Annotated in this window: 21 protein-coding genes and 1 riboswitch; of the genes, 14 read left to right on the plus strand and 7 right to left on the minus strand. The window is 68.6% G+C overall.

All coding sequences use genetic code 11. The features are described from left to right. Window positions 1–97 precede the first annotated feature (97 nt). The 3 genes from OP498_RS11070 (at window position 98) to OP498_RS11080 (ending at window position 1,997) form a co-directional block, all read left to right on the plus strand. The gene (locus OP498_RS11070; RefSeq protein WP_280553547.1) at window positions 98–973 is read left to right on the plus strand and encodes a DMT family transporter; all 876 of its coding nucleotides are present in this window, start codon (window positions 98–100) and stop codon (window positions 971–973) included. A gap of 155 nt (window positions 974–1,128) precedes the next feature. Continuing rightward, window positions 1,129–1,407 (plus strand): PepSY domain-containing protein, encoded by a 279-nt coding sequence (locus OP498_RS11075; RefSeq protein WP_280553548.1) that lies wholly within the window; start codon window positions 1,129–1,131, stop codon window positions 1,405–1,407. A gap of 14 nt (window positions 1,408–1,421) precedes the next feature. Continuing rightward, on the plus strand, window positions 1,422–1,997 hold the full coding sequence (locus tag OP498_RS11080; RefSeq protein WP_280553549.1) for a cytochrome b/b6 domain-containing protein: 576 nt from the start codon (window positions 1,422–1,424) through the stop codon (window positions 1,995–1,997). 61 nt (window positions 1,998–2,058) lie between these two features. Here OP498_RS11080 and thiE read toward each other — a convergent pair whose 3' ends face one another. Together thiE and thiM are read right to left on the minus strand one after the other, a co-directional pair. After that, window positions 2,059–2,682, minus strand: a complete 624-nt coding sequence (thiE, locus tag OP498_RS11085) for a thiamine phosphate synthase (protein ID WP_280546984.1) — start codon at window positions 2,680–2,682, stop codon at window positions 2,059–2,061. Then, window positions 2,672–3,478 (minus strand): hydroxyethylthiazole kinase, encoded by an 807-nt coding sequence (gene thiM / locus OP498_RS11090; RefSeq protein ID WP_280546985.1) that lies wholly within the window; start codon window positions 3,476–3,478, stop codon window positions 2,672–2,674. Before thiM ends, thiE begins: the two co-directional genes overlap by 11 nt. 38 nt (window positions 3,479–3,516) lie before the next feature. Beyond that, window positions 3,517–3,617: riboswitch (TPP riboswitch) on the minus strand. 530 nt (window positions 3,618–4,147) lie between these two features. Between thiM and OP498_RS11095 the strand changes: the two genes are divergently transcribed. The 8 genes from OP498_RS11095 to OP498_RS11130 all read left to right on the plus strand — a co-directional run bounded on the left by OP498_RS11095 (window position 4,148) and on the right by OP498_RS11130 (window position 10,710). Continuing rightward, complete coding sequence (locus OP498_RS11095) at window positions 4,148–5,680, plus strand: ATP-binding protein (RefSeq protein WP_280553550.1); 1,533 nt, start codon at window positions 4,148–4,150, stop codon at window positions 5,678–5,680. Further along, a complete protein-coding gene (locus tag OP498_RS11100) occupies window positions 5,677–6,354 on the plus strand; it encodes a response regulator (RefSeq protein WP_280546987.1) in 678 nt (225 codons plus the stop codon). Before OP498_RS11095 ends, OP498_RS11100 begins: the two co-directional genes overlap by 4 nt. A 132-nt stretch (window positions 6,355–6,486) precedes the next feature. Further along, window positions 6,487–6,978, plus strand: coding sequence for a hypothetical protein (locus OP498_RS11105; RefSeq protein ID WP_280546988.1), 492 nt, complete (start codon window positions 6,487–6,489; stop codon window positions 6,976–6,978). Window positions 6,979–7,023: 45 nt separating this feature from the next. Further along, on the plus strand, window positions 7,024–7,494 hold the full coding sequence (locus OP498_RS11110) for a DUF2271 domain-containing protein (protein WP_280546989.1): 471 nt from the start codon (window positions 7,024–7,026) through the stop codon (window positions 7,492–7,494). 180 nt (window positions 7,495–7,674) lie between these two features. Next, on the plus strand, window positions 7,675–8,379 hold the full coding sequence (locus OP498_RS11115; protein ID WP_280546990.1) for an FAD-binding oxidoreductase: 705 nt from the start codon (window positions 7,675–7,677) through the stop codon (window positions 8,377–8,379). Beyond that, entirely contained in the window at window positions 8,360–9,358 is a 999-nt protein-coding gene (locus tag OP498_RS11120; protein ID WP_280546991.1) for an FAD:protein FMN transferase, read from the plus strand. Before OP498_RS11115 ends, OP498_RS11120 begins: the two co-directional genes overlap by 20 nt. A 129-nt stretch (window positions 9,359–9,487) precedes the next feature. Next, on the plus strand, window positions 9,488–9,967 hold the full coding sequence (locus tag OP498_RS11125) for an EF-hand domain-containing protein (protein WP_280546992.1): 480 nt from the start codon (window positions 9,488–9,490) through the stop codon (window positions 9,965–9,967). A gap of 80 nt (window positions 9,968–10,047) precedes the next feature. Then, the gene (locus OP498_RS11130) at window positions 10,048–10,710 is read left to right on the plus strand and encodes a cytochrome b/b6 domain-containing protein (RefSeq protein WP_280546993.1); all 663 of its coding nucleotides are present in this window, start codon (window positions 10,048–10,050) and stop codon (window positions 10,708–10,710) included. Window positions 10,711–10,786: 76 nt separating this feature from the next. Here the strand turns inward: OP498_RS11130 and OP498_RS11135 are convergent, their stop codons facing one another. Beyond that, on the minus strand, window positions 10,787–10,987 hold the full coding sequence (locus OP498_RS11135) for an SMR family transporter (RefSeq protein ID WP_280546994.1): 201 nt from the start codon (window positions 10,985–10,987) through the stop codon (window positions 10,787–10,789). A gap of 145 nt (window positions 10,988–11,132) precedes the next feature. Then, on the minus strand, window positions 11,133–11,696 hold the full coding sequence (locus OP498_RS11140; RefSeq protein ID WP_348533483.1) for a DUF2058 family protein: 564 nt from the start codon (window positions 11,694–11,696) through the stop codon (window positions 11,133–11,135). Window positions 11,697–11,946: 250 nt separating this feature from the next. Between OP498_RS11140 and OP498_RS11145 the strand changes: the two genes are divergently transcribed. After that, window positions 11,947–12,939: a proton-conducting transporter membrane subunit gene (locus OP498_RS11145; RefSeq protein WP_280547042.1), complete on the plus strand. Its 993-nt coding sequence runs from the start codon at window positions 11,947–11,949 to the stop codon at window positions 12,937–12,939. Between the two features lie 124 nt (window positions 12,940–13,063). Then, window positions 13,064–13,294, plus strand: coding sequence for a hydroxyethylthiazole kinase (locus OP498_RS11150; protein ID WP_280553552.1), 231 nt, complete (start codon window positions 13,064–13,066; stop codon window positions 13,292–13,294). A 33-nt stretch (window positions 13,295–13,327) separates the two neighbouring features. Here the strand turns inward: OP498_RS11150 and dauA are convergent, their stop codons facing one another. After that, complete coding sequence (dauA, locus tag OP498_RS11155) at window positions 13,328–15,103, minus strand: C4-dicarboxylic acid transporter DauA (protein ID WP_280546996.1); 1,776 nt, start codon at window positions 15,101–15,103, stop codon at window positions 13,328–13,330. A 190-nt stretch (window positions 15,104–15,293) separates the two neighbouring features. Between dauA and OP498_RS11160 the strand changes: the two genes are divergently transcribed. Then, on the plus strand, window positions 15,294–15,491 hold the full coding sequence (locus OP498_RS11160) for a CopG family transcriptional regulator (protein ID WP_280546997.1): 198 nt from the start codon (window positions 15,294–15,296) through the stop codon (window positions 15,489–15,491). 24 nt (window positions 15,492–15,515) lie between these two features. Here the strand turns inward: OP498_RS11160 and OP498_RS11165 are convergent, their stop codons facing one another. Beyond that, window positions 15,516–17,186 (minus strand): phosphoethanolamine--lipid A transferase, encoded by a 1,671-nt coding sequence (locus tag OP498_RS11165; protein WP_280546998.1) that lies wholly within the window; start codon window positions 17,184–17,186, stop codon window positions 15,516–15,518. Continuing rightward, window positions 17,179–17,961: a phosphatase PAP2 family protein gene (locus OP498_RS11170; protein ID WP_280553553.1), complete on the minus strand. Its 783-nt coding sequence runs from the start codon at window positions 17,959–17,961 to the stop codon at window positions 17,179–17,181. The genes OP498_RS11165 and OP498_RS11170 overlap by 8 nt, the downstream gene beginning before the upstream one ends. Window positions 17,962–18,022 lie beyond the last annotated feature (61 nt).

Here is an 18,022-nt window from a genome sequence, read left to right on the forward strand (position 1 = left end):
TATGGCACGTCACCGACTAGCGTAGTGATTTCCCACCCCGCCGGCCCCAGGCCGGCGGGGTGGCTTTTTGAGGCTCGGCCAGGGGAGGGCAGGCGGCATGTCATCGTCATTCAGGGGCATCGGTTTCATGTGCCTGGGGGTGCTCTGCCTGGCCATCGGCGACGCCATCGCCAAGTGGCTGGGCGAGGTTCACTCGCCGCTGCAGATCATCTTCTTCCGTACCCTGGTCTCGCTGCCGCTGATCGCCGCGCTGGCCCACTTCGGCGGCGGCCTGCGCAAGCTGCGTACCCGACGCCCCGGGATCCACCTGCTGCGCGGGCTGATCTACACCGGCACCATGTTCTGCTTCGTGCTGGGCCTGACCCTGCTGCCGCTGGCCGAGGCCACCGCCATCGCCTTCGTGGCGCCGCTGTTTGTCACCCTGCTCTCGGTGCCGCTGCTCGGCGAGCGCATCGCGGGGCCGGTGCTGGCGGCCTCGCTGGTGGGCTTCGCCGGGGTGCTGATCGTGGTGCGTCCCGGCGGCGAGGCCTTCGACCCCGGCGCCCTGGCGCTGATCGGGGCGGCGGTCTTCTATGCGCTGATGATGATCACCGCACGGCGCTGGGGCGGTACCGAGCACCTCTGGGCTATGGTCTTCTACATGACCCTGGTGCCCTTCGTGATGACCGCCCTGACGCTGCCCTGGGTGTGGCAGACACCCCATCCCTGGCACTGGCTGGCCTTCGCGGGGTCGGGGCTCTTCGGCGTCGGGGCCACCGCCTTCATCACCCTGGCCTTCCGCCATGCTCCGGCGGCCATCGCTGCCCCCTTCGACTACACCGCGATGCTCTGGGCGGTGCTGCTGGGCTGGTGGTTCTGGGGCGAGATGCCGGATTTCTGGGTGTTCGTCGGCAGCGCACTGATCATCGTCAGTGGCCTGTCGATCGCCTACCACGAGCGGCGCACCACCCTGAAGCGCCGGCCGACCTCCTGAGACGCCGCCATGGGTGTGAGGGGGATTGAGCGCTTAAGCTTCACTTAAGCGCACTCCTTGATGATGGCCCTGTTGCGTTCCGGCGGCTGTCTCCGGAACGTGCCGCCGGCCACTGGGCAGGCGATTATCTACCACTGTCTTCTTGGAGTTCCAAAATGAAGCGCACCCTAGTGAAAGGCATCGTTGCCTCCAGCCTGCTGGCGACAAGCCTCACTGTTTTGGCCGAGCCGACCTGCACCGACGCGCCCGAGAGCGACTGGATGAGCCAAGACCAGATGAAGCAGCAGATTGCCGACGCGGGCTACAAGGTCAAGGAGTTCAAGACCACCGATGGCAGCTGCTACGAGATCTACGGCTGGGATGACCAGGAGCGTCGGGTCGAGATCTACTTCAACCCCGTCAACGGCGATATCGTCAAGAAGGAAGTCGACTGAGCGGAGGCCGTGCCATGACCGGCAATGCGAGCAGCCCACGGGTCCGCGTCTGGGACCCGTTGGTCAGAGTCATCCATTGGTCACTGGTGGCCGGCTTCCTGGCCAACTACTTCCTCACCGAGGCGGGCGAGACCTGGCACCAGTGGATCGGCTATGGCGTGGTGGCGCTGATCAGCGCGCGCATCCTGTGGGGGTTCGTTGGCCCCTGGTCGGCGCGTTGGGCGAGCTTCTGGCCGACGCGTTGCCGCCTGCGGGCCTCGCTGCGCTATCCGCCCGAAGGGAATGTCGACACGGCCTCGTCGTCGCCCGGTATCACCCATACCCCGCTGGGGGCGGTGATGATGCTGACGCTGCTGGCCCTGTTGCTGGGGCTGGGCGCTACCGGCTACATGATGGAGGAGACCGATCTCTTCTGGGGCGTCGAGTGGGTCGAGGAGGCCCACGAGCTGATGGCCAACGCCATCCTCGTCCTCATCCCGCTGCATGTCCTCGGAGCGCTCCTCGAGAGCCGCAAGCGAGGCGACAATCTCATCGCCGGCATGCTGCACGGCTACCACCGACACCCGGGGCATCCGCGCTCGGACGCCTGATCTCGACCTGCCCCGATCCACGCCGTCACCGCGCTTGCCGCGGTGACGGCGTCTTGGGTGGTCAGTGGCGAGGCGGCCGTGCAAAGGCCCGCGCGGCGGCTTCGGGGTCGGGGCTGCCGCAGATCGCCGAGATCACCGCCAGGCCGTGGGCGCCGGCCCGGTGCGTCGCGGCCAGGTGCTCGGCCTTGAGCCCGCCGATGGCCACGCTCGGCAGGGGGCTTTCGGCCACCAGGACGGCCAGGCCGTCGAAGCCCAGCGGTGTGGCGTGGTCGTGCTTGCTGGGGGTGGCGAACACCGGGCCCAGCCCCAGGTAGTCCAGCGCCGCCGGGTCGAGGCGGGCGAGCTGGTCATGGGTCTGTACCGAGAGCCCGAGAATCGCCTCCGGGCCCAGGGCGGCGCGGGCCTCGGCCACGTCGCCGTCGTCCTGGCCGAGGTGCAGGCCGTCGGCACCGGCTGCCAGGGCCACCTCCAGCCGGTCATTGATGATCAGTGGCACGCCGCTGCCGGAAAGCGCCGCCTTGAGGCGGTGCGCCTGGTCGACCAGCTCGGCGTCGCTGGCATGCTTGTCGCGTAGCTGCACTAGTGTCACGCCGCCACGCACTGCCGCCACCACGGTCTCCTCCAGTCCCGAGCCCGCGCAGAGCTCGCGGTCGGTGACCAGGTAGAGCGAGAGATCAAGGCGCATCGTGAACCTCCAGTCGAGTCCGTTCGGCCAGGGCCTCTGCATCCAGGTGATAGAGGGCATCGAGGAAGGCCACGGCGAAGCTTCCCGGGCCTCGCGCCACCTCGCCGGCCAGTTCGCCGGCCACGGCGTAGCAGGCCAGCGCCGCCACCGTCGCCTCGAAGGTATCATCGGCGCCGGCCAGGAAGGCCGCCACCACGCCGGTCAGCGCACAGCCCAGGGTGGTGACCCTGGGCATCAGCGGGTGGCCGCCCCGCAGGCGGGCGATCCGCCGGCCGTCGGTGACCAGATCCACCTCGCCGGTCACCGCGACCACGCCATCCGTCTGGCGGGCCAGCCGGTGGGCGGCGTCGAGGGCCGCTTCGGCCGGGTCGGTGCTGTCCACGCCCCGCCCGCCGCCGGCCTGCCCCGCCAGGGCGATGATTTCCGAGGCGTTGCCGCGGATCACGTCCGGTGCGAGCGCCAGCAGTCGCGCGCCGGTCTCGCGGCGATAGCGCGTGGCGCCCACTGCCACCGGGTCCAGCACCCAGGGCCGCCCCGTCTCCCCGGCGGCCAGGGCGGAGGCCTCCATGGCCTCGACCCAGTGGGGCGAGAGGGTGCCGATGTTGATCGTCAGGGCGCCGGCCAGCGCGGTGAACTCGGCGGCTTCCTCGCGGGCATGGACCATGGCCGGCGAGGCGCCGATGGCCAGCAGCACGTTGGCCATGCTGTTCATGGCGACATGGTTGGTGATGTTGTGGACCAGCGGGCTGGTCTCGCGCACCCGGGCCAGGTGCGCGGCGGGATCGATGGCAAGCATGGGGCCTCCCCGGCGCGGGAGGTGCGGCGCGGCGGCAGGGCCGGGGCCGCACGACTCCCTCCGCCGGCATTATCCGGGTCAGGTTCCGAGGGTGCGTCTCAGCCGTGGCGATGTCGCCGCGGCGCCCCTGTCGTCAGTCCCCACTATCCCTGCACGCTCCCTGGCTGTAAAGGCCCGGGGTTAGGCCAGCAGGTGGAAGCCGGAAGGAAAGCGGGTTCATCGCAGACTGGCGTGATCGTTGACCGCACGATACCGGCTATCCATCTGACCCCGTAGGCTCGATAAGCACCCGCGCACCGGGCATGGCGAGGGCACCATCGTCACGCCGGATGCGCCTCCGCGGTGAGCCGGCTCTCGTGGTGTCGTCCCCGACTAGCGGTGGCAGAGAAAAGAGCCCGGAGAAATCGGCGGTGTGGCCACCGCTGTGAGCCAGTGGAGTCAGAGGTTGATGGTGCCGTAATCGATCGGTGTATCGCGCAGTTGCATGGGGACGCCTCCTTGGTCGTGTCGGTTCACTCGCAATGGTGCGAGGCGATAGTGGGTGGAATATGAAGATACCGGGGAGTCGGCGCCATCGCGCTTGCGTCGCGCACTCCGCGCGGGATACTTGGCGCTCGTGAGTCGGCCTGCCATGACAATGGGCAAGGCACAGGTGACTGGAAGGAGTTCATGAGGCGACCGGGTATCACTGCGAAGCTGTTTCTCGCCATTCTGGGCGTCACGCTGTGCGTGGTCGTGCTCATGACCTTCGCGGTACAGGTGACCTTTCGCAGCGATTTCCTCGACTACGTCCGCGAGCGCGAGGGCGAGCGCATCGACACGCTGGCGTCGGTGCTTGCCGATTACTATCGCGAGGCCGGGGACTGGGAAAATCTATCCGAGGGCGGGCGCTGGCAGCGCCTGCTCCGGGAGGCGCTGTGGCGCCAGCGAGAGGCGGAGGCCGATCACCGCGAGCGCGACGAGGGCGAACACCGGGAACGGGATGGCGGGGACGACGACGATGACGACGACCACGAAAGCGACGGCTCCCGGCACCTGTTTACCGGCCCTGCCGGGGACGTGCCGTCCATGCAGGGCCCGGTCCGTTTCGGCCCCGCCCTGCTGGACGCCGACCGGCGGCACGTGGCCGGGCCGAAGGTGGTGTCGGGCCAGACGGAGTCGCGTTCGGTCGTGGTGGACGGCGCAACCGTGGGCTGGCTGGTCTACCGCCCGCCGGGGCGTATCACCGACGACCTCGCCCTGCGTTTCCAGGAGAAACAGTTCGACGCCGCCTGGATGACCGCGCTGGTCGTCGTGGTGCTCGCCACGGTGGTCAGCCTCCTGCTCGCCCGGGGATTCCTCGCGCCGGTACGCCGCCTCGCCGGTGCCACCCTGGCACTCACCGCCGGGCGATTCGACACCCGGGTGGACGAGTCACGCCGTGACGAGCTCGGCCAGCTGGCAAACGACTTTAACCGCCTCGCCGAGACCCTGGAACGCAACGAGCGCCTGCGCCGCGCATTCATGGCGGACATCTCCCACGAGCTGCGCACGCCGCTGTCGGTGCTGCGCGCCGAGCTGGAGGCCATGGAGGACGGGGTGCGTCCGCTCACCCGGGAGTCGCTGACCGGCCTGCAGGGCAGCGTCGCGACCCTGAGCAAGCTCGTCGACGACCTCTACGAGCTCTCCCTCTCCGATGCCGGTGCCTTGAACTACCGCATGGAGGGACTGGATCTCGCCGCGCTGGTGCGGGCGGGCGCCGAGCAGTGGCGCTCGAGGATGGCGGACGCCGGCCTGGTTCTGGCCCTGGAGGTGCCTGGCGTGCCGGTGACGGTCACCGCCGATCGCGGCCGCGTCAACCAGCTCCTGGGCAACCTGCTGCACAACAGCCTGTGTTATACCGACCGCGATGGCGAGGTGCGGCTGTCGCTCACCACCCGGGACGGGGAGGCCGTGCTGCGGCTGGAGGACTCCGCACCGGGTGTGCCCGCCGAGGCCCTGGAGCGGTTGTTCGAGCGGCTCTACCGGGTGGAGGGCTCGCGCAGCCGTTCCAGCGGCGGCGCGGGCCTCGGCCTTGCGATATGCCGCAACATCGCCGAGGCCCATGGTGGCTGGATCGAGGCGTACCCCTCGCCCATCGGCGGCGTTGGCATACGCCTGACGCTGCCGATGGCGGACCGGGTCAACGGGGCACGACAAACGGGGAGGGTATCCGGGGCATGAGTGCACGCATCCTCATCGTGGAAGACGAGCCCCGGCTGGCGGGGCTGCTGGCCGACTACCTGCGCAGGGCGGACTATGAGCCGCACCTACTCGATGACGGCCGCGACGTCGTGCCCTGGGTTCGCCGGAATCGGCCCGACCTGGTGCTCCTCGACCTCATGCTCCCCGGCGAGGATGGCATGAGCGTGTGCCGTGAGATCCGCGGCTTCAGCGAGGTACCCGTGGTCATGGTCACCGCCCGGGTGGAAGAGATCGACCGCCTCCTCGGCCTGGAGCTCGGTGCCGACGACTACATCTGCAAGCCGTTCAGCCCGCGGGAGGTGGTGGCGCGGGTGAAGGCCATCCTGCGCCGGAGCCGCACGGACCCGGGCGCCGATACGGGCCGTGGGCTCGTGGTGGACGAGGCCGGCTACCGCGCCAGCCTCGACGGCGAGCCCCTGTCGCTGACGCCGGTGGAGTTCCGGCTGCTCGCCAGCCTGGCAGCGCACCACGGCCGGGTGTTCTCGAGGGACCAGCTCCTCGATCACCTCTACGACGACCACCGCGTGGTCACCGACCGGACGGTGGACACCCACGTCAAGAACCTCCGGCGAAAAATGGCGGCGATCCGCGGCGACCAGGAGCTGATCCGCTCGGTGTACGGCGTCGGTTACCGTCTCGAGGCCGTGGACTAAGGCCCTCCGCCGCGACGTTCATACTCTCTCCCCGATTCGCCCATATTCCCTCCACCACCCGTGATCACAATCGTCTGCGAGGTCGCGGTCCGCCGCGGCCGCAATCCTCGCAGCAATTACGGGAGAAAACCCATGTATCAAGGCAAGCTCTTGATTGGTGCCACTGTTCTCACCGCCGCCGTTGCGGGCTTGGCCAATGCCGGTCCGGATCGGGGTTCGGGGGATGGTGCCGCCCCGCCCATGCAGGCTTCGGCGTCCGGGGAACGGGTCACGGCCCGCTTCTCCGAGGCGGACGCCAACGGCGACGGCCAGCTCGACGTCGACGAGATCCAGGCGCTGCTGATGCGCATACGTGCCGAGCGCAGCGTCCAGTGGCTCGACCGGGACGGAGACGGTGCGGTCAGCCAGGCGGAGTTTACTGGGCCGGCGGGAGGCCCCGGCGTGGGCATGGAGCGCGATACCGATAACCGCAGACGCTACGACGACGAGGGCTACGAGGACGAGGACGAGGACGAGGAGGACGACGACGGCGCCACCGCCGGACCCGCCCCCGCCGGCACTACCGCGCCCCCGGACAACGGCCTGTTCACGCCGGGCTCGACCCCGAAGGTGAACACCAAGTAAGGCCGAGGCAATGACTGTGGTCGCGAACCGCAAGGAGAAGACACGATGAAATCGATCCTCGTCCCCCTCACGCTGGCCGCTGCGCTGACCTTTCCGGCAATCGCCTCGGCGGCACCAGTGACGTTCACCACTCAGCTGAATCGTTACGGCGGCAATGGCGCCTACCTGGCCTATTACGTTACCGACGCCAGCGGCGCTTATGTCGGCAGTCTCTGGATGGCCGGTGAGAAGTCCAAATATTACAAGGACCTGACGGGCTGGTATCGCGCCACGAACGGTGACACGGCGCAGGTCGATGGCATCACCGGTGCCAGTGTTGGCGAGGGGCAGACCCTGGAATTCACGCTGGATCTCAACGAGGCGCTGTTCGAGCAAGGGTACACGTTGCATGTCGATGCGGCGGTTGAAGATAGGCGTGAGTCCCCGCGGGAAATCAATATCCCCTTGAACCGTGCCAATGCCGGCGAGGTGGTACGCGGTCGCCGCTACATCGCCAGCTTCAAGTACGAGATGTGAGGGTCCGGCCCGTGATTCGTGTGCTGCATCGGTGGCCGGGGCTGGTGGCCCTGGCCCTGCTCATCGTGTTGTCCGTCAGCGGTGCCGCCCTGGGCCTCGAGCTAGCGCTCACGCATCGGCCCCCGGGGTCACGCTACCCGCCATCTCACACTCGTTTCGCGTCGCGACTACGGCGCCGAGGTGCAGGCGCCCACGTCCATCCTGCGTTTTGCCCTGCCAAGGGAGTCGCTCTGGCAGCGCCTGACCGGGCACGGGTTCGGCCGGTTCAGCGCAGGCGATCTCCTGGGTATTGTGCCGGACGGCTCGGAGCTGCCGCGCCTGTACTCGCTGGCCTCGGGGCGCCGTGACGGCTTCATCGAGATCGTGGTCCGAAAGCACCCCGGCGGGCTGTGTTCCGGTCAGCTCGTGGGGCTCGAACCGGGTCAGACGGTGCGTGCGTTTCTGCGCCGTCACCCCGACTTCAAACCGGGTTCGGGCCATGCACCGCTGATCCTGATCGGCGCGGGCACGGGCGTGGGGCCGCTTGCGGGGTTCATCCGCGACAACACCGGGCGCCGCCCGGTGCATCTGTTCTTCGGCATGCGTCACCCGGACAGCGATTTCCTCTACGACAGGGAGTTGATCGAGTGGCGGGCGCAGGGACGGCTTGAGCGTCTCACCACCGCAACCTCGCGTGCGGCAGGCCCCCCTTACGCGCAGGACGCGCTGCGCGCGGAGGCTACGCCGGTTGCGGAGGCCATCCGCAGCGGCGCGCGTGTCGTGGTCTGCGGCGGACAGGGTATGGCGAGGGGGGTGTCCGAGGCCCTGGAGGAGATCCTCGCCCCAACAGGCTTGACACCGGCCGTACTGAAAGAGGAAGGGCGCTATGTCGAAGACATCTACTGAACCCGTGCGCCACGCGCTCAACGGCCCGACCATGGGCACGCGCTGGCAGGCGACCTTCCTGGCGGCGCCGGGGTTCGATCCGTCCCGCTTGCGGGTCGCACTGCAGGCGGCCGTGGACGAGGTGGACGGGCAGATGTCGACCTGGAACCCCGACAGTGACCTCATGCGGCTTAACGACGCGCCTGTGAATCAGCGCATTGCGCTACCCGCGCGCCTGCGGCAGGTACTGGCACTCGGCCTTGAAGTCGGGCGCGCTTCGGGCGGGGCCTTCGATATCGGCATGGGCGACGCGGTAACCGCCTGGGGGTTTGGGCCGGGTGGGGGGTCCGGTGAGCGAATCCGTACCGCACTCGCGGCACCCCGGCGGCCGGCCCACGAGGTGCTCACCCTGGAGGAAGGCAGCGTGATCAAGCGCGCCCCGATCACCCTCGACCTCAATGGCATCGCCAAGGGCTATGGTGTCGACCGGCTCGCCGAGGTGCTCGCCGGCTTTGGCATCCGTGACGCGCTGGTCGGTATCGACGGGGAAATGCGCGCCATGGGCCTGCGCGGCGACGGTGAGGCATGGCGCATCGCCGTCGAGGCGCCGGACTCGGCGGCCCGTGCACCGCACTCCATCCTGACGCTCCAGGACGCGGCCGTTGCCACATCCGGCGATTATCGGCACTGGGTCGAAGCCCAGGGGCGACGGCTGTCCCACACAATGGACCCGGGGTGTGGTGCCCCGCTCGCGGCCTCCCCCGCGTCGGTGACCGTCCTCGCCCGGCGCTGTGTCGAGGCGGATGCGTGGGCAACCGCGCTCATGGTCCTGGGGGCCGAGCGTGGCCGCGTTCTCGCCGAGGCAATAGGACTGAATGCCCTGTTCCTGATCCGTGACCGCGGCTCCGACGGGGTTACTACGCTCGGGGTCGGCGAGCTGTTCTCCCCCGCGGGCCCGGAACGGCCACACCGGCGCAACGTCGCCGTAAGACCGTGGTGATGTTCACACTTTCTCCCCGATTGGCGCATATTCCCGCCATTGCCCATGGCTACAATCGGGTGAGATGTGGCGGTCCGCCGCGGCCGCAATCTTCGCGGTAATCACAACAGCCATTATGGGAGAAGACCTATGCACAAAGGCAAGCTCTTGATCGGTGCCACCGTTCTCACGGTCGTTGTGGCCGGCGTCGCCAACGCCAGCCCGGAGCGGCGTGGGGGCTACGGCGGGCCCATGATGTCGGGGGTCACCCCGGACGACCTGCCCATGAGTGTCCAGGACCTCAAGGATCGCCAGGCGGGCCGCTTCTCCGAGGCGGACGTCAACGGCGACGGCCAGCTCGAGGTCCGGGAGATGCAGGCGCTGATGATGCGCATGCGTGCCGAGCGCCGCATGCAGAGGCTCGACAGCAACGGCGACGGTAGCGTCAGCCAGGACGAGTTCGCCTACCCGATGGAGCGCCGGCTGATGTGGATGGACCGTAACGGCGACGGCCGCATCGAGCGCAACGAAATTGGTCGTGGCTGGTACGATGATGATCGCCGGGGTACCTACGGCGAGCATGGGGAACGCCGTGGGCATGGAGAGCGCCGGGATGGCGACGACAGGTGAGAGGCGCCGGGGTACCGCGCGCGGTGCCCTCATACTTATGAGCGGACAGGGCGTCGGCCCGTTCCGATAAAGGAGGGTGTATGAGTACGGAAGAAGAGAAAGGTGACGCCCGCGCCGGAAAGATGGTGCAGGTGTGGGATCCGGTGGTGCGGCTTTTTCACTGGTCGCTGGTGGTGGCCTTCACTGTCGCGTATTTCTCCGCCGAGGAGGAGAGCATGGTTCACATCTACGCCGGGTACATCGTGCTGGCGCTGATCGTCGTGCGCGTGATCTGGGGGGTGGTGGGCTCAAGGTATGCGCGTTTCGCGGACTTCGTGCGGCCGCCGGGGGAGGTCTTCGCCTACCTGCGTGGGCTGGTGTCCGGGAAGCCGCGCCACTACCTCGGCCACAATCCGGCCGGTGGCTGGATGATCATCGCCCTGCTCGTGGGCCTGTTCGTCGTGACGTTGAGCGGCGTGATGCTCGACACGGCCGAGGGCGGTGTGTTTACCGCGGCGGCCGGTAGCAACGGTGGGGCGGTCATCGCCACAGCCCGCGCGGAGGAAGGCGAGTACGGTGAGGCCGGCGAGCGCGGCGAAGGCGGCGAAGGCGGCGAGGAGTTCTGGGAGGAGGTCCACGAGGTGTCGACCAATGCGACGCTCTTTCTCGTATTCCTGCATATCGCGGGCGTGATCGTCTCAAGCCGGCTCCATCGCGAGAACCTGGTGCGCGCGATGGTGACCGGCCGCAAACACAGGGCCTGACCGCGGGCCCGGGTCGGCCGCCCGCTTTGCGGGTAGTGGGCGGCCGGGCTGTCGCGGCGGGGGGCTGTATTGCGGGTCAGCCCCTCGCCGCCGGCAGGTTCAGCATCACCACGCCCGCAACGATCAGCGCGATCCCGCCGGCCTTGGCGAGCGGGAACGTCTCGCCGAAGACGATTACCGACGGGCCCGGGCGGGAGAAGCCCTCGGAGGCCTTGAGTGCGGTGGTCGCGATCACCTCGCTGGTGATCGCGACGGCGAGCCAGATCAGTGCGTTCATGTCCTGCCTCCGTCATGCCGTCGGGCCGTCCTCGCAGCCCGGCGCCGCCAGCCCAGGGGGTTGTTGATCCCGGGGCCGTGCCTGGCCCGGGACACCGCCATGGTGCCCACGGGGTCAATGCCCGCGCCGGCGCGCCCGGTTCGCCCTACCACATGAGGTCGTCCGGGACGGGGTGCTCCGCATAAGCGGGATCGTCCTCGCCCTCGGCGGCGCCGCCGCGGAAGGCGATCAGAAACGGCGCCATGGGCTCGACCCGGTCGGCGACCTCCGCGGGGATCAGCCGGTAGCGCCCGCGGGTGCGCGCGATCTCCAGCTCGCCACGCGCGAGCCGGGCCTGTTGGGCGCCGGTGACATAGAGCCGCTTGATGCGCGCGCTCTGGCGCCTATCTTCGCTCGCGCCATGGCCCTGGCGCCGTGCGCGCGGCCACAGCTGTCGACGAACCCGAACTCCCGCAGAGCCGATCCCGCGAGCGCCGTGCGATGCGCCTCGGGCGCTTCGCGCATCAGCGCCTGCGCCCGGGCGACGCCTGCGGGCTCGCTCAACGAGCGTTTGATCTGGCTCTGTGCCCGCATGCCGAGCACAGTAGCCAGCCACTACGCGTTTGTTCAGCCCGAGATGTGGGAACAGGGCAGGACTAGCGCGGTGCCGCCGCCCTACCTTTGAGCCTGCGCAAACCCTCGGCGGCCGCGCGGTGCTACGGTAACGCACCGTCTCGCCGCCGCGAATGGGAGTCCTCTATGCGGTTGCACGCCCTTCTGCCCGACGGCCGCGCGGGTACTCAGCCGGAGCGTACCGATTGGCCAGCAGCGTGCCGTCATCGAGGATGTGCTCAATCATGTGCTCGCTGAGGCAATCACGGAGGGGCGCTTCGACTTCCTGGAGGCACGGGTGCTCGCCGTCGCCGCCGACGACGCCTTCGGGTTCATGGTGGCCTGGGAGGTGATGTCGCTGTCCTCCTATCTCCTGGTCGCCTTCCACCACGAGCACGGCGCCAACCGCCGCGCCGCCTTCCTCTACCTGCTCATGGCTCCCCGAGGCCCATCCGGTGGCCCCATCGCATATCTCGGCGCTGATGTCGGGCGTGATGCTCAAGGTGGCGGTCTACGGCTTCATCCGCTTCTTTTTCGACCTCATCGGGACCGTCCACTGGCAGTGGGGCGTGGCCGTGCTCGCCGTGGGCAGCATCTCGGCCCTGATGGGGGTCCTCTATGCCCTCATGCAGCACGACCTCAAGCGCCTGCTGGCCTATCATTCGGTGGAGAACATCGGCATCATCTTCATCGGGCTCGGGCTGGCCCTGCTTTTCCTGGCCACGACGGGCCATCCGGTCCCGGGGGTCCTCGCCCTCGTGGCCGCCCTGTACCACACCGTCAACCATGCCCTGTTCAAGGGCCTGCTGTTCCTCGGCGCCGGCGCGGTGCTGCACAGCGCCCACGAGCGCGACCTGGAGCAGATGGGCGGGCTGCTGCGGCGCATGCCGTGGACCGGCCTGATCTTCCTGGTCGGCTGCATCTCCATCTCGGCGCTGCCGCCGTTCAACGGCTTCGTCTCTGAGTGGCTGACCTTCCAGTCCGCCCTGCAGGCCTGGCAGCTGGACAGCGGCGTGCTGCGCAGCCTGGTGCCCATGGCGGCGGCGGTACTGGCGCTCACCGGGGCGCTGGCCGCGGCCTGCTTCGTGAAGGTATACGGTGTGGCCTTCCTGGGCCGTGCCCGTAGCCGCCATGTGCGCCGCGCCTGTCGGGTGCCCTTGGGCATGCGCGCCGGCCAGGCCGTGCTGGCCGCGCTGTGCCTGCTCTTCGGTGTGCTTCCCACCGTCGTAGTGGCCATGTTGCAGGCCGTCCCCGAGCAGCTCCTCGGACAGGGGCTGCCGCAGGCGACCGGTGGCGGCTGGCTGTGGCTCTCACCCCAATGGCACCGGAGACGGCCAGCTACAGCGCGCCGTTGGTGGTAGTTCTGCTGGCGGTTCTGGCCCTCGTGGCCGGCTGGGCATGGCGCCGCGGCGCGGTGCGCCGCGGTGCGCCGCGGTGCGGCCCTGCGACGCGTGGGACTGCGGGTTCGCGCCACCCAATCCGCGCATGCAATATACGGCCACGGCCTTCGCCCAACCCATCCGCCGCGTGTTCGGTTTGCTTTTTCGTATCGAGGAAGCCGCCGAGTTCACCGCGCTGGCCGGCGCCCTGACGATCAATATCGGCACCCTCTCACCCCACTGGGTCGAGGCCATGGAGGCCGCCGCCCTGGCCGCCGGGGAGACGGGGCGGCCCTGTCGTCAGTCCCCACTATCCCTGCACGCTCCCTGGCTGTAAAGGCCGGGCCAGGGTCGCCAAGACGAGTCGGCGTTAGTTGTGTGCCCGCCGGCGCGCCTCTTCTCCGGCGAGCCAGCGCAGGGCTACCCTTCGGGCCTGTGCCAGCTCTCGGCACCAGGTCAGCCGGCCGGCCGTGCGGCGGATGCCGGCGCGGCGCAGCTTGACGAGGATCCGCGTCGGCAGGCCGACCAGCACCAGGGCGACTCCCTGGCGGCGCATCTCGTCGATCAGGGTCTTGAGGGCCACGATGGCGGTGCCATCCATGCTCGGTACGTCATGCATGTCGAGGATGACGACCCGCACCTTCGGGTCCACCAGGTGCAGCGAGGTGAGTGCCTTCTCGGCGGCGCCGAAGAACAGCGGGCCATCGATGTCGTAGAGGGCGACCTCGCCAGGCAGCTCGCCGATGCTGGCATGGGATCCGGCGTCGACCCGTTGCGTCTGGGTCAGCAGCGACATGCGCCGGATGAACAGGGCGGCGGCCAGCCCGATGCCCACGGCCACCGCCAGCACCATGTCGAAGAACACGGTCAGGGTGAAGCAGGTCACCAGGATGGCCACGTCGCCCGGCGGGGCCGAGCGCAGGGTGTGCAGGAAGTGGCGGGCCTCACCCATGTTCCAGGCGATGATGAACAGCAGCGCCGCCAGCGCGGCCATCGGCACCAGCCCCAGCAGGCCCGCCAGGGCGACCACCGCCAGCAGCACCACCAGCGCATGCACCACCGCTGCGATCGGCGAACGGGCGCCGCTGCGGATGTTGGTGGCGGTCCGGGCGATGGCGGCCGTGGCGGTGATGCCGCCGAACAGCGGTGCGACGATATTGCCCAGCCCCTGGCCGATCAGCTCGGCGTTGGGGTCATGGCGGGTCCGGGTCAAACCATCCGATACCACCGCGCACAGCAGTGACTCGATCGCCCCCAGTATGGCGATGGCGAAGGCGGGACCCAGCAGGGCGCGAATCAGTTCGAAGTTCAGTGCCAGGGGTTCGCCATCCGCGCCGGGCAGCCGCCAGGGGGCCACGAAACTCGGCGCGATCGGGGGGATGCCGCTGCCCGTCTCGCCATGGGCCTCCCAGGTGAAGCGCGAGGCGATGGTCTCCACCAGGTTCCCCGTGCTCGGGTCGCCGATGCCATGATTGATCGTATAGGCGGACAGCGCACCCACTATCAGTCCGATCAGGGGTGCCGGAATCGGCACATGCAGGCGCGGCCAGAGCAGCATGACGCCCAGGGAAAAGGCCCCCACCCCCAGCTCGAGCGGATCCAGGCTCGGTAGCGAGGCGGCGATCCGTCCTAGATTCTCGACGAAGTGCTCGCCCAGCTGTCCGACCTCGAGCCCCAGGAAGTCGGGCACCTGCAGCACCGCGATCACCACTGCGATCCCCGCCGTGAAGCCCAACACCACCGGATAGGGCACGTACTGGATGAGGCGCCCCATGCCGGCGATGCCCAGCGCCACCAGGATCACGCCGGCCATCATCGAGGCGATCAGCAGGCCGCCCAGGCCGTACTGCTGGACGATGGGGAAGAGGATGACGACGAAGGCCGCCGTCGGCCCCGAGACATTGAAGCGTGAACCGCCGGTCAGCGCGATGATGGCGCCGGCGACGATCGCCGTGTAGAGCCCGTGCTGGGGAGGCACGCCGGTGGCGATGGCCAGTGCCATGGAGAGCGGCACCGCCACGGTGCCGATGGTCAGCCCGGCGAGGATGTCGCGGCGCAGGTCGTCCAGGCCGTAGCCGTCTCGCCAGGCCGCGCGCAGGCCGGTGGCAATGCTGGGAAGGGGTGGGGACGGTCGGTGGCGTGCCATTCGCGGGGTCCTCCCTGGGCTAACTGGTCGCGTGGATGGGCCGGTAGCCACACGCCCGGTGGGGTTCGTGCCGGTTGACTATGTGAATAATATTAACATGTCGTTAGTATTTTCGACAAATGTATCACCGGCATTGCCCAGGCTGGCCGCGGACATTAACATTTGATGATAATACTGACGGAGAATCGCGATGGAGAAGAAGACGGCACGCCTGACTCTGCTGATCGACCCGCACAAGAAGCGGGCCTTCGAGCAGCTGTGTGCGGCCCAGGACCTGACTCCTTCCCAGGTGGTGCGACAGCTGATCCGCGACTACCTGCGTGACCATGGCGTGGAGTACGAGTCGCGCCCCGACCTGGCCACCAAGGACGCACCGGGGCGGGAGTGAGGGCTCGCCCCGGCCGGGAGGACGTCAGGTGGCAGCGGCCATGGGGGAGCGACACGCCTGGCTGATGTCCATGTTCGGGTCACGGATGCTGCTCTCGACGCCCAGCACGCCGAGCAGGCTATGAAAGAGATGGCCGTGACTCAGTGGCTGGTCGGCCCGGCTGGCCAGGCAGTCGCGCTCGAGCCCGGCGGCCTGGTCGAATGCCCGGGATGACCACCAGGTCATCGGCACCCGAGTCTGCTCATCCGGGGCGATGGCGTAGGGCAGGCCGTGCAGGTAGATGCCGTTCTCGCCCAGGGATTCGCCATGGTCGGAGACATACAGCATCGCCGTGGCCAGAGACGGCTGCTGCTCCAGCACGCCGATGAGGTCATCCAGCACGCTGTCGGTATAGAGGATCGCATTGTCGTAGCTGTTGACGATCGACTCCCGGGAGCACTGGGCCAGGTCCGAGGTATCACAGGTGGGGGTGAAGGCCCGGAAGGCTTCGGGATAGCGCTGGAAGTAGCTGGGGCCATGATTGCCGAGGGTGTGCAGCACGATCACCGTATCTTCGCGTATCGAGCCGATGCGCCGGGAGAGCTCCTCGGTCAGCACGCCGTCCCGGCAGTCATGCCCGTCGCACAGCGCCGGATAGGCCTGCGGGTCCGGCGAAAAGTGCTCCACCCCGTCGCAGACCCCCTTGCAGCCCGACTGGTTGTCGATCCACTCCACCCGGTAGCCTGCCCGCTGCAGCACGTCCAGCAGCGACTCGTGGCTCCTGATGTAGCGTTCGTCGTAGTCGGCCTTGCCGATGGGCGCGAACATGCAAGGTAGCGAGACGGCGGTGTTGGTGCCGCAGCTTGCCACGTCGGTGAAGTTGATGAGGTCACGGCCCGCCAGGCGTGGCGTCGTCTGGCGCGAGTAGCCGGATAGCCCCCAGTCGGCGGCACGCACGGTCTCGCCGACCACCAGCACCAGCAAGCGCGGGGTGCCGGTGGCACTGGCCTGGCGAACGGCATCCTCGCCGATGGGCAGGCGCTCGTCCGGCAGCGGGTCCTCGGCCGCCATGACCTGACTGGTCGAGACGATGGCGTTGCCCGGCGTGATCAGATAACGCAACTCGTGATGATTGCGCATCAGCGAGGACAGGCTCTGGAAGGAGAACAGCAGCGACACCACCAGCACGGCTATGCCACCGGCCAGCCACAGCAGCGATATGCCCAGCCCCCGCGGCCAGCTGCGCCGTCGCAGCGGCCAGCGCCATATCACCAGCATCGGCAGCCCGGCGAAGAGCAGCAGGTAGAGCGCCAGCCCCGGGGTCAGCAGCTCGCCCGCCTCGCGGGTATCGGTCTGCAGCACGTTGTCGATCATGTGGGTATCGAAGTAGGCCCCGTAGTGGCCGGTGAAGTAGCTGATTGATGCCGCCAACACCACCAGCAAGGACAACAGCGGCTTGACGCTGATGCGGTTGACCAGTGGCAGAAAGACCACGAAGTGCAGCGCGGTCATGGCCACGCCATAGCCGGCCAGTCGTCCCCAGTCGGCGAGGCCGCCGGGGGGCGCAGCGTCGATCACCGCGGACCAGAACCGCTGGTTGTAGAGCAGCGTGAAGGCCAGGCTGGCCAGCAGGGTGAGCGCCTGAGGGGACAGGGCCGGCAGTCGCGAGGGGGGGATGGCCCGCCCCAGGCGCGTGAGGGAAATCGCATCAGGCATCGGGGGATGTCTCGTCAGTGTTGGGCGGCAGGGTCAGGCGACGTTGCGGGAGATGCCATGCCGGCAGCAACCAGCTTGCCAGCAGCGTGCTGATCGTCCAGCAGAGCATCAGCGTCCAGAGATCATGGGACAGGAAGTGGGCGCCCCGCAGCTGCTGGGCGATGCCGAAGGCGAGCCCCAGCCCCAGGCCGGTGGCCAGCCCCAGCCAGCGCCAGCGAGGCCAGGTGGCGGCCAGGAAGAAGTAGAGCGCCAGCCAGGCATAGCCGGCACTGGCGTGGCCAGCGGGAAAGCAGGCGGTGTCCGGCATCCCGCTTGGCCGCCATGCCAGCAGGCCGACGAAGGGCCAGTCGCCGCCATAGCGGGCCAGGTCCCAGGGGCACTCCATGCTCACCAGCTGCTTGAGGATCGAGATACTGAGTGTCGAGGTCGCCACGGCCAGGAACAGGAACAGCAGCGCTCGCCGCCAGCGGCGCAGCGGGGTCGGCAGCAGGCTGGCGAGCAGGGCAACAATGACCCCGGCTCCCATCCACTGGCTGAGCGTCCGGCCGCCTTGGTGCAGCCAGTCCTGCAGCAACACATGATCCTGCAGGGCCCACTCGCCGCCCTGCCAGCGGTAGAGAACATCGGCGAGCGTGAAGTCCAGCCCCAGCCCGTATATCACCAGCATCAGGGCGAGAAAGCCGCACCAGGCCAGGGCCAGGCGGTAGGGGAGGGAAACGGGAAACCTCGGCACTGCGCCGGAGCGCATCGTCGCCAGGGGTGTCAGGTCGGGCATGGCATCGCCGTATCGAGAAGCGGAGATGCCATACTGGCCCGGCCAGCTTAACGCCGCCTTA

The organism is Halomonas sp. 25-S5, assembly GCF_029889845.1.
Classification (GTDB): Bacteria; Pseudomonadota; Gammaproteobacteria; order Pseudomonadales; family Halomonadaceae; genus Halomonas.